Genomic DNA, 11,091 nt, shown 5'->3' on the forward strand with positions numbered 1-11,091 from the left:
ACTATGAAGTTTTCACTCTTACGAGGAGGCCGGGGGCGCAGTCGCAACCGGGGCCGCCGAGGTGTCGTCGGCAAGCGAGTTGCGGCGGCTGTTGTAGCTGTTGCCACGACAATGAGCCTCGCGGCCTGCGGTAGCGGCGGACCCCGAAACCTGCTGGCCGATATCGAGGCCGGACACGTGACGCTGGGTACGAAGTTTGACCAGCCGGGTCTCGGTGAGCGCACTCCGGACCGTGAGTTCGCGGGCGTCGACAACGATGTTTCCCGCTACGTCATTGAGTACATCGCCAACAAGAACGGTTGGGATGTGCCCGAGATGGAGTGGCGCGAGACCCCGTCCGCTCAGCGCGAGACGCTGATTAACAACGGCGAGGTCAACATGATCGCCGCCACCTACTCCATCAACGCTGGCCGCCTGGCTGCCGTCGACTTCGCCGGCCCGTACCTGGTCACGCACCAGGCACTGTTAGTGCGCGGTTCCGAGGGCATCCAGGGGCTTGACGACGTCGCCCCGGGCACTCGCCTGTGTTCTGTATCCGGCTCCACCCCAGCGCAGAAGGTCAAGGACGCTCTGCCGGAGGTACAGCTGCAGGAGTTCGATACCTACGCCGCGTGCGCGGAAGGTGTGAAGCAGGGTGTCGTCGATGCCCTGACTACCGATGCAACTATTCTCGCGGGCTTCGCCCAGCGCTACAAGGAGCGCTTCGGCGACGACTTCCGCGTGGTCGAGCTGCGCAACCCCGATGGTTCCTACTGGACCAATGAGTACTACGGCATCGGCCTGCCCAAGGGTGATGATGCCAGCCGTGAGGCCATCAATGAGGCGCTGGAGTCGCTGTACGACACCGGTGAGCTTCAGAAGATCCTGAAGAAGCATTTGGGCGACAAGTTCGAGCTCGACGACAAGCCGGCAATCGGCGATCTGTCGTTCGTAGAGAAGAAGTAGGAAGGGGTGCGAGCAAACAATGAATCCAGAACTATGGAGTGAAATGGGGCCGGAACTGCTTCCGGCTTTCTGGGTAACCATCAAACTGACGATTGCTTCGGCAATTGGTTCCCTGATTTTTGGCACGCTTCTCACCGCTATGCGCGTGAGCCCCGTGGGAATCCTACGTACCCTGTCGACCTGGTACATCAGCATTGTCCGCAATACCCCGCTGACGTTGATTGTGCTGCTGGCCTCGATGGGTCTCTACTACAACTTGGGGCTGCTGCTGGCTGCGGAGAATGACTCCTTCATTGTCAAGCAGAACTTCCGTCTCGCGGTGTTGGCGTTTGTTGCCTACACCTCGTGCTTCGTTGCGGAGTCCCTGCGCGCCGGTATTAATACTGTGCCGTTCGGTCAGGCCGAAGCCGCCCGCTCCCTGGGGCTTAGCTTCGGCCAGAGCTTCCGCTACATCATCTTCCCGCAGGCGTTCCGTGGCGCTATCGTGCCGCTCGGCAACACCCTGATCGCGCTGACCAAGAACACCACGATTGCCTCGGTAATCGGTGTGGCTGAAGCGTCGCTGCTGATGAAGACCATGACCGAAAACTACGCCAGCGATATCCTGATTATCTTCGGCATCATCGCTGTCGGCTTTATTATTCTGACTCTGCCGACCGGCCTGTTCTTCGGCTGGGCTGGCAAGCGATGGGCGGTGAAGCGCTAATGGCTACTCGCGCAACAGTTCTTTACGACGCGCCGGGCCCCAAGGCTCAGCGCTTCAACCGAACCCTCACCTGGATCGTGGCCGCAATCACCGTTGCGATTCTCGCCTGGGTGGGAATGAAGCTGGCCGACAAGGGCCAGTTCGAGGCCAATAAATGGTCGTTCTTCCTCGAATCCACAACCTGGACCACATACATTCTGCCCGGTCTGGTCAGCACCATTGTCGCGGCTGTCGTCTCTATTGTGTTGGCACTGGTTATTGGCGCTCTCCTGGGCGTCGGCAGGCTGAGCCCGGTCGCACCGGTGCGCTGGCTGTGCTCGGTGATTGTCGAGTTCTTCCGCGCCATTCCGGTGCTGGTGCTCATGCTGTTTGCCTACTCGGTGTTCGCGCTTTGGCAGCTGTTTCCGTCGAACTACCTCGGCTTTGCCGCCGTTGTGTTTGGCCTGACCATGTACAACGGCTCCGTCATTGGCGAGACACTGCGCTCCGGCATCGAGTCGCTGCCGAAGGGCCAGCGTGAGGCCGCGATTGCGCTGGGTCTCTCCCACCGCCAGACGATGGTCACTATTTTGCTGCCGCAGGCAGTCGCCGCCATGCTGCCGGCGATTATCTCGCAGATGGTCATTGCGCTGAAGGACTCCGCGCTGGGTTACATGATTGGCTACGTCGAGGTTGTCCGCTCTGGCCGCCAGCTTGGCGAGTACTACGGCGCCATGATTCCATCGCTGGTCGTCGTGGCGATCATTCTCATTGCCATCAACTTCGGCCTGGCCAACCTTGCCGAGCGTATCGAAAGCCAGCTCCGCGCCGGCCGCGCCCGCCGCAACATCATTGCGAAGGTCCCGCATCAGCCTGACGTCGGTGTCACCACCAAGGACCAGGCCAACGTGGATTGGCACGATGAGGACTACAAGGACCTCCGAGGCACCTACGAGTAGAGCTAATCACGGCTTAACGCCACACTTGCTTTACGACGAACACAGCGACGCCGCCCACGGAAACTGCTAAAGGTTTCCGCTGGGCGGCGTTTTTATTTGGCTACAGCCTTTGCCTTCGCTCTTATCGATGCACTACTCACTGATGGCCACGCTACAGCGCACCGATAGGTGAATAGCGTGGCCACAAGTGCCGGGCACTACTGCGACCGTGCTCTACTATGACTCAGACTTCGTCCCCGACTCCTCTGGGCTCTCCGATTCCGACTTTTCGCCAGACTCAAACTCACCTTCAACGACCACATCGGACTGAATAACCAGACGTCCCTCTTCATCGTGGGTGTACTCAAAGCGCGGCAGCTCATTGCCCTCTTCGTCGTAGCCCGGCGCGGGTGCGGCTTCGTGCTTCTCCAACTTCTCTGGAGTATCGGTCTTCTCCCACTGGCGGGTAACCGGCTTGCGCACTGCCATGTGGTCATCACTCATGCCTTTGACCAAGGAGTACATCATCACAAAGTGGAGGAAGAAGAACGGTACACCGATGACGATCACCGCAGATTGCAGCGCTTCCAGTGCGGTTTCACCAGAAATCAGCAGCAGAGAAGCTGCCACTGCACCAATCATGACGCCCCACAGCACGCGGTAGAAGGTCGGAGTCTTGTTTTCCTCACCGGTAGACATCATGTCCATCACCATCGAAGCCGAGTCGATGGAAGTGACGAAGAAGATCATAATCACAAAGAGCGCAAACACACTGACAAGCGTTGCCAACGGGAACTGCTCCAGGAGGATAAAGAGCGCCGGTGACGGGTCTCCGCCCTCGACAACTGGTTTGGTCAGAATACCGGGCTGCTCATTTTCCAGTTCGAAGCCAGCGCGGCCGAAGATAGAGAACCACATGATTGACACGATTGTCGGCAGTGCAATCACACCGGCAATGAACTGACGGACTGTACGGCCGCGGGAAATACGGGCGACGAACATGCCCACAAATGGCGACCAGCAGATTGTCCAGGCCCAGTAGAAGACCGTCCAGGCGCCCTGTTTCCAATTCGGGTTGACGTCGTAAGAGTCAGTCCAGAACATGATGCGAGGCAGCGCATCCAAGTAGACACCTGTCGTATCGACGGTCTGGCGCAGCAGCGTCAAAGTCGGCCCCATGAGCAGCACGAAAACCATCAATGCCATGGCGGCCCAAATGTTCGCATTGGACAACACCTTAATACCTTTGTCCAGACCGCGGGCCACGGAAATCGAGGCAATCACAATAATGATGGCAATCAGAATGAGCTGCACCATCGAGTTTTCCGGGGTACCGATTACACGAGCAGCACCGGAGTTAATCTGCAGCGCACCCATGCCCACCGATACCGCGATACCGACGACGGTACCGATGATGGCGACGGCGTCGATAAGCTTGCCCGGCCATGAGTAGATGCGGGTACCGAGCAGCGGCGCGAAGATGGAGGAGACGCGCGGCGGCAGGTGACGCTTGTAAATGAAGTACCCGAGCGCGAGCCCCGGCAGCGCCATGATGACCCACATGTGAATACCCAGGTGGTAGATGGTAAATGCCATCGCAGTGTTCTGAGCTTCGCGGCTCATCGGCTCTTGACCGAACGGCGGGTTGTAGGCATGGTTGAGCGGTTCAGCCACGCCCCAGAACATCAGCATGGAGCCAGTACCACCGGCGAAGAGCATGCCGAACCATTCGGCGATGGTGTATTCGGGCTCTTCGTCATCATCGCCAAGCTGGATGCGTCCGTAGCGGGACACAAACAAGCCGATGAGGAAGATAAAACTTGCCGAGACACCACCGATGAACAGCCAGCCCATGTTAGACGTAACCCAATCGGAAGCGGCCGAGTAGGCATCCCGAGCGGTATCCCCCAGCGCTATGGTCACTGCCACAAAGAGGACAATGAAACCCATCGCCGTCGTGAAGATCAACGGGTCGGTCGGCAGGTTCTTAAGAAAACCGCCCGACTTCTTTTCTTGCGTTTTTACTTGTGGCGTTTGTGTAGATCCCATTATCGGGGTCAGCGCCTTTCACTTCTAGATTGTCTGTCTCAGAAAAGACAGCTCGGAAGACACATTCCTCCCAAGTCGGTTATCTACGTTACAAAAGGAAGCCCAGTCATTCTCAATAACTAAGCCTTTGTTCTGTAATTGCGACTTTTTCCTTCGAGTTCACGCTGGTTTAACTGAACGTCAAAGTGGAAAACCTATCGTTCGACTCCATGCAGCTTTCCCGTCGCAGCGCTCTACGTTTAGGCGCATCCACCGCACTTGCCACTTCAGTCACGCTCGCTCATGCCTCTAGAGCTGCGGCTTCAGCTACACCGGGTTCGCCGTCACTGGCCTCCCCAGGGTTACTGCGTTCTCGGCCACAGCTCACCCACGGCGTTGCAAGTGGCGATATCCGCGGCGACGGCGCATTAATTTGGGCTCGCTCAGACCGCCCCGCCCACATGGTGGTTGAAACTGCTGCAACTGAGAGCTTCCAGAATGCCAAGGTATTCCGCAGTAACTCTCTGTTAACTCCAGACACTGACGGCACCGGACGTCTACGTGTCGTCGGTCTCGAACCGGGGCAGGAAATCTTCTATCGCGTCACGCTCGAAGAGGCAGATACTGGAATCTGCTCTGATCCCGTTATCGGCACCTTCCGTACTGCCCCAAACCGCGCATCCAACATCCGCCTGCACTGGTCCGGCGATGTCGCAGGTCAGGGTTGGGGAATTAACGACGAAATCGGTGGCTACACCGGCTTTTCCACCATGATGGAGCGCAATCCAGACCTATTCATTCACTCAGGCGACACCTGCTATGCCGACGGTCCGCTGGATGAATCCGTCACGCTTTCCGACGGCACTGTGTGGCGCAACCATGTCACTCCGGCCAAATCCAAGGTTGCTGAAACCCTCGAAGAGTATCGTGGCCAGTACTCCTACAACCTCATGGACAAGAACTACTTGGCCTTCAATGCGCAGGTTCCGCAGCTGGTTCAGTGGGATGACCACGAAACAGTCAACAACTGGTACCCCAACGAAGTCCTAGACGACGATCGCTATACCGAGCGCGATGTCAACACTCTGGCCAAGCGCGCCTACCAGGCCTTCCATGAGTGGCAGCCAATTGATCAGCAAATGGCTGTAGATGGGCGCGTCTACCGCAAGGTTTCCTACGGCCCGTTGCTAGACATCTTCATTCTGGATATGCGCAGTTACAAGGGAGAAAACACTTCCAATAATCCGCGCTCGACAACCGAAGAACCAATCCTTGGCGAAAAGCAGACCAACTGGTTAATCGACTCCCTCAAGGACTCCCGCGCGACGTGGAAGATTGTTGCTAATGACCTACCGCTTGGAATCATCGTCCCCGACGGCGACGATGGTGACCAAGAAAGCGTATCCAATGGTGCCGCCGGTGCACCTGCAGGACGTGAACGTGAAATCGCCCGCCTGCTCAGCGCCATTAAAGATGTTTCAAATGTCGTCTGGCTCACCGCCGATGTGCACTACACCGCGGCTCACCACTACAGCCCAGAGCGCGCACAGTTCACCGACTTCGCACCCTTCTGGGAATTCGTCTCCGGTCCTCTCCACGCGGGCGCATTCGGCCCCAACGAAATGGACTCGACCTTCGGGCCGAAGGTGGAGTACGTCCACGCACCGGGTAAAGAAAATGCCAACGCCGACCCCACACAGGACTTCCAGCACTTCGGCGAAGTCGATATCGACGGCGACTCACGCGAGATGACCGTCCGTCTGCTCACCACTCGTGGCACCGAGTTGTGGTCGACAACGCTGAAGCCGCAGGCGTAGGCACACTGTTCAACAGCGCGTGGCGGTAGCTGCTAATTAGTGCGTTCCACCACGCTTTACGACGGTCTCCTGCCCCGCAGCCTGCCAGGCCACAATACCTCCGTCCAAGTTGATGAGCTCCGGCGTGGCACCATCAGTCTCGACCTCACCAGCCAGCAGCTCAATTGCCTGCTGCGAACGGGCACCCGAGTGGCAGTGAATGACAACTCGTGGGGAGTTCGGCTGGAGGTTCCGCTCAGCCCACGCTTCGCGAATCGCAGCCCACCTACGGCTGCGAATTTCGCCGAGCGGTACAAGCACCGATCCGGCAATGGCGGCCTCTGCATACTCTTCGGGCTCGCGTACATCGATAAGAGGCACGCCCTCGGCGAGAAGCTCACGCACTGCATGAGGACCAACGCTGCGCACATTCTGCTCCGCGCCGTCTTCATTTTCCGACCACGATGCTGCGCACACCTGCGCAATTTCGGTCAGGTCGGAAACGGGTTCGCGCTCCGGGTCGGTTGCAAAGGACAGTGTGCGGGTGGTTGCCTCCAAAGCGTCGATAAGCACGAGCTTGCCGACGGCGGCCTTGCCGACACCGGTGAGCACCTTGATTGCTTCGACGACCATCATGGAACCAATCTGACCGACCATTGCGCCGAGAACCCCACCTGCGGCGCACGACGGCACGGAGCCGGGGTCGGGGATGTCGGGGTAGAGATCGCGAAGCATGGGACCGCAGCCCGGCCAGAACACAGACAGTTGCCCTGCAAACTGCAGGATTGTGGCCCAGACCAGCGGGGTTCCGGTCAGCTCCGCAGCATCGGAAGACAGATAGCGGGTGGCGAAATTGTCCGCGCCGTCGAGCACTACATCGTGAGTGGCGAAGAGCTCCTCAGCATTGTCGACGCTTAACCTGCCGACGATTGCGGTCACCGATGCCTCGGAGTCAAGGCGCCGCACGGCATCCGCGGCAGATTCGGCCTTCGGGCGACCAATGTCGGACTCACGGTGAATGACCTGGCGCTGAAGATTGGACTCGTCGACCACGTCATCGTCAATGATGGTGATGTGCCCGACCCCTGCCCCGGCCAGGTACAACAGCGCAGGCGATCCCAAGCCACCAGCTCCGATGACGAGGACGCGGGAGGCTCGCAAAGTTCGCTGCCCCTCGGCACCAAAGCCCGGAAGTGTTAGGTGCCGGGCGTACCGGCGCAGGTCGCGGTCCGAAAGATTGACCCCCTGCTCAGCCATTACAGAGAATCCTGCTCGCGTGCGCCGCTGACGCGCTCAGTGATGATGCCCTCAAACGACGAGCTCGCCTGGGCTAGTCGACGCCGTGGAATGCGGCCGGACTCGCGAGCAGTCAGTCCTGCCTCAACGCCGAAGCGCATCGCCGTGGCCATGCCCACCGGATCATGTGCACGGGTCACTGCGGATGCCAACAGCACTGCATCGCAGCCAAGCTCCATCGCCTGAGCTGCCTCAGACGCGGTACCGATGCCCGCATCCAGGATGATGGGCACATTCGCGCGGTCCACAATCAGCTCGATGTTGTGTGGGTTAAGAATGCCCAGACCAGTGCCAATCGGCGAGCCCGCCGGCATGACAGCTGCACAGCCCAGATCTTCCAGCCGCTTGGCCAGCGCCGGATCGTCGTTGGTGTAGGCGAAAACGACGAAGTCGTCAGCTACCAACTGCTCCGCTGCCGCAACCAGCTCGACCGGGTCCGGCAGCAGCGTGTCCTCGTCGGCGATGACCTCGAGCTTTAGCAGATTGGTCTCCAGCGCCTCGCGGGCCAACTGCGCAGTCAGCACCGCGTCACGAGCGGTATAGCACCCCGCAGTATTCGGCAGCGCCGCAATATTGTTGCGCTGCAGAATCTCAAAAACGTTCTGCTTCGTGCCGGGCGTAAAGCGGCGCATCGCCACCGTAGTCAGCTCGGTGCCCGAAGCCACCAGCGCGCGCTCCAGCGTATCCATGCTGGTCGCACCGCCAGTTCCCATAATCAGACGGGAGTTCAACTCCAGCCCGCCAATGCGCAGCGGTTCGCGTGTAAGTCCGCTCGCCGCCCCAGTTTCATTTTCCTGCGCGGACATGTTTGCTTGTGCGGAATTCGCGGTCATCTCTAGCCTCCCTGAACTGCTGTCACGATGTCGATTGCACCTGTCACGGGCGTGCTCGCCCACTTGGCTCGCGGGATTACCGCACCATCCACGGCTACTGCAATCCCCAGGCGGGTACCGTTCGCGGCGGTGCCGTCGTCGTTAAGCGCGTGCCCCGTGTGCTTTGCGACGAGATCTGCGACCATCTCCCCCGCAGCCGGTGTGTAGCCTTCGCCATTGAGTGTTGTGGTGGACATAAGCGAGCCTCCTCTAATCGCTGAAGCGGAATGGATTGACGGCGGAAAGAAGCGCCGGGTCGTTGTCAGTTTCCCGACCTGCGACGACATCGGCCGTGAGCTTGGAGCCGATGGCCGTAAGCAGAATGCCGTGACGGAAGTAGCCGGTGGACACGGTCAGTCCTGGAGCCACGCGACCAATCATGGGGACATCGTCTGGGGAACCAGGCCGGGCGCGGGCGGTCATCTCGTAGATTTCGCAGTCGAGAATGCCGGGCACCAGGCGGTATGCGTCGCGGAGTAGCTGGTGGACTCCTTCGGCGGAGACGCCGGTCAGGTCATCTTCACGCGAGGTTGCGCCGAGCACGACGGTGCCGTCGGCACGCGGGACGATATAAACCGGACGCCCCTGAACCACACCGCGAATAGTGCGAGTGACCAGTGGCTGCAGGCGCTCCGGTACACGCAGACGCAGCACATCTCCATAGACCGGGCGCAGCGGCAGATTCAGATTCTCCGGCAGACCGGCCATATCGGCGGTGTTCAGCCCCGCAGCCAGAACGACCTCATCGGCGAGGTAGTCATTTCCGTCCGTGCCGCGCAGCCCAATGGCTTGGCGGGGGTTGGCATCGGAAGCGTAAATAACCTCTTCCGCGCGGGTGCGGATGACGCGGTCTCCCAGAATGGTCAGCAACGCTTCGGCGAGCAGACGCGGATTGACCTGGTGATCTCCCGGAATATCCACCGCACCAACACAGCCCGGCCCCAGTGCCGGTTCTGCCCGGCGCGCCTCGGTGGCGGTGATGCGGTTGATCTCCATGCCCATGTCATGCTGCAGCTCAACGAGCTCGCTGAGTGTCTGCCGGTCAGCGGCATCGCCCGCACAAACAAACGTGGAATTCTCGATATAGCCAACATCGTGGCCCGATTCCTCGGCGATGGCCTGGGCAAAGTCGCGGTAGAGCTTGCCCGATTCCACCATCAGCGGATACAGCGTCGGCTGATCCCACACGACTTCGGCAACCGGCGCCAGCATGCCAGCCGCGGCGAAGGTTGCGCCGGAAACGGGCTCGGCATCGAGGACGGTCACATCGATTCCCTGGCGAAGTAGTCTCCATGCCGTCGCCAAGCCAATAATGCCCGCACCTGCGATAACAACGCTTGACGACGTATCCCCTGTGCCACCCTCACCTATCGAGGCGGCACCCATAGCGGCAGCATTCACTGCCATTCCTCCCTCCGGCGGCATAACCCGCATCAGGTAAAAGCGGTCGGCGTTATTCGCCCTCTCAGCCAGCGGCATCTCATCGATACCGAGTACGGCTCCCGCGGAACGTGGTACTCCCCCATCATATGACTTCGGGCTCTCCGTCACGACACCGCATCCTCAACCTCGCCTAACATGGGGACATGAACGCCTCATCAGCTGCCACTCGCACAACACGACGCGCCCTGCTTGCCGACGCCCGCCTGTACCTCTGCACCGACTCGCGCGCATCCCGCGGTGATCTGCGTGAATTCCTGCACGCCTGTTACGAAGGCGGCACCGACATCATCCAGCTGCGCGACAAGAAAGTCGACACCCGCGACGAGATTGCCGCTGTGGAGACCCTCGCCGAGGTCGCCGCTGAACACGGCAAGCTCTTCGCCGTCAATGACCGCGCCGACATTGCCGCGCTGACCGGCGCAGACATCCTGCATGTGGGTCAGGAAGACCTCACCACCGAGCAGGCCCGCCAGATCGTTGGCCCCGAGGTTCTCATCGGCCGCTCCAACCGAAATCTGGACATGTTCGCCACCTCGCTTGCCGACGATGGCATCGATTACGCGGTGATCGGTCCGGTGTATGCCACCCCGACGAAGCCCGACCGTCAGCCCGTCGGAGTCGAGATGGTCCGTGAAGCTGCGGCACTCGTGCGGAGGGCGCGTGCACAGGGTTCAGCGGAGTCCCACCAGGATTCCGTGGCCGATATTGTGCGCCCGCACGACCGCGGCGCAAGTGACCCGGTAAAGCCATGGTGGGCAATCGGCGGTATCAACGCCGAGACCGCCGGCGAAGTTATCGCCGCTGGCGCGGAGCGCATTGTGGTGGTTCGCGCACTAACCGAGGCAGAAAATCCGGAAGAGGCAGCTCGTGCCCTGCGCGCTGCGATTACGAACGGTCGCTGAGTTTCGTGGGTTAAGTAGCAAAAGTGTGGGTTAATAGGCAAAAAGTGTGTCCGCTCGGCGTGTCGCTGGGTGGGCACCATTTGCTATCTAGCCCTACTTTGCCCCAATGCGAGTTAGTGACTGCGTTTATGACAAAAATGGCCTGGTAGGGTCAGGCGGTCATTGCATCATGGATAACACCAGAGA

Annotated in this window: 10 protein-coding genes and 1 riboswitch; of the genes, 5 read left to right on the top strand and 5 right to left on the bottom strand. The window is 59.9% G+C overall.

All coding sequences use genetic code 11. The features are described from left to right. Positions 1-3: 3 nt before the first annotated feature. The 3 genes from ADM64_RS08205 to ADM64_RS08215 are packed head-to-tail and all read left to right on the top strand — an operon-like array spanning position 4 to position 2,589. Entirely contained in the window at positions 4-945 is a 942-nt protein-coding gene (locus ADM64_RS08205; RefSeq protein WP_049193824.1) for a glutamate ABC transporter substrate-binding protein, read from the top strand. A gap of 19 nt (positions 946-964) precedes the next feature. Beyond that, complete coding sequence (locus ADM64_RS08210; RefSeq protein ID WP_042388211.1) at positions 965-1,651, top strand: amino acid ABC transporter permease; 687 nt, start codon at positions 965-967, stop codon at positions 1,649-1,651. Continuing rightward, the gene (locus ADM64_RS08215; protein WP_016421416.1) at positions 1,651-2,589 is read left to right on the top strand and encodes an amino acid ABC transporter permease; all 939 of its coding nucleotides are present in this window, start codon (positions 1,651-1,653) and stop codon (positions 2,587-2,589) included. The genes ADM64_RS08210 and ADM64_RS08215 overlap by 1 nt, the downstream gene beginning before the upstream one ends. 216 nt (positions 2,590-2,805) lie before the next feature. Here ADM64_RS08215 and ADM64_RS08220 read toward each other — a convergent pair whose 3' ends face one another. Next, positions 2,806-4,617 (bottom strand): BCCT family transporter, encoded by a 1,812-nt coding sequence (locus tag ADM64_RS08220; RefSeq protein WP_049193825.1) that lies wholly within the window; start codon positions 4,615-4,617, stop codon positions 2,806-2,808. A gap of 209 nt (positions 4,618-4,826) precedes the next feature. On the opposite strand from ADM64_RS08220, the gene ADM64_RS08225 reads away from it, so the two are divergent. Beyond that, the gene (locus ADM64_RS08225) at positions 4,827-6,413 is read left to right on the top strand and encodes an alkaline phosphatase D family protein (RefSeq protein WP_049193827.1); all 1,587 of its coding nucleotides are present in this window, start codon (positions 4,827-4,829) and stop codon (positions 6,411-6,413) included. A gap of 36 nt (positions 6,414-6,449) precedes the next feature. On the opposite strand, the gene ADM64_RS08230 is transcribed toward ADM64_RS08225, so the two are convergent. From ADM64_RS08230 to thiO, 4 genes are read right to left on the bottom strand one after another with little or no spacing between them, the layout of a single operon-like run. Further along, the gene (locus ADM64_RS08230; RefSeq protein WP_049172156.1) at positions 6,450-7,649 is read right to left on the bottom strand and encodes a ThiF family adenylyltransferase; all 1,200 of its coding nucleotides are present in this window, start codon (positions 7,647-7,649) and stop codon (positions 6,450-6,452) included. Next, complete coding sequence (locus ADM64_RS08235) at positions 7,649-8,494, bottom strand: thiazole synthase (protein ID WP_049172170.1); 846 nt, start codon at positions 8,492-8,494, stop codon at positions 7,649-7,651. The genes ADM64_RS08230 and ADM64_RS08235 overlap by 1 nt, the downstream gene beginning before the upstream one ends. Before the next feature lie 29 nt (positions 8,495-8,523). Next, the gene (thiS, locus tag ADM64_RS08240; RefSeq protein WP_049193828.1) at positions 8,524-8,757 is read right to left on the bottom strand and encodes a sulfur carrier protein ThiS; all 234 of its coding nucleotides are present in this window, start codon (positions 8,755-8,757) and stop codon (positions 8,524-8,526) included. A gap of 13 nt (positions 8,758-8,770) precedes the next feature. Beyond that, entirely contained in the window at positions 8,771-9,946 is a 1,176-nt protein-coding gene (gene thiO, locus ADM64_RS08245) for a glycine oxidase ThiO (RefSeq protein ID WP_065428896.1), read from the bottom strand. A 7-nt stretch (positions 9,947-9,953) separates the two neighbouring features. After that, positions 9,954-10,076, bottom strand: a riboswitch (TPP riboswitch). A gap of 70 nt (positions 10,077-10,146) precedes the next feature. On the opposite strand from thiO, the gene ADM64_RS08250 reads away from it, so the two are divergent. After that, entirely contained in the window at positions 10,147-10,905 is a 759-nt protein-coding gene (locus ADM64_RS08250) for a thiamine phosphate synthase (protein ID WP_049193829.1), read from the top strand. Positions 10,906-11,091: the final 186 nt, after the last annotated feature.

Origin of the sequence: Corynebacterium sp. 401_CJEI (assembly GCF_001076435.1) — a bacterium.
Taxonomy (GTDB): Bacteria; Actinomycetota; Actinomycetes; order Mycobacteriales; family Mycobacteriaceae; genus Corynebacterium; species Corynebacterium jeikeium_D.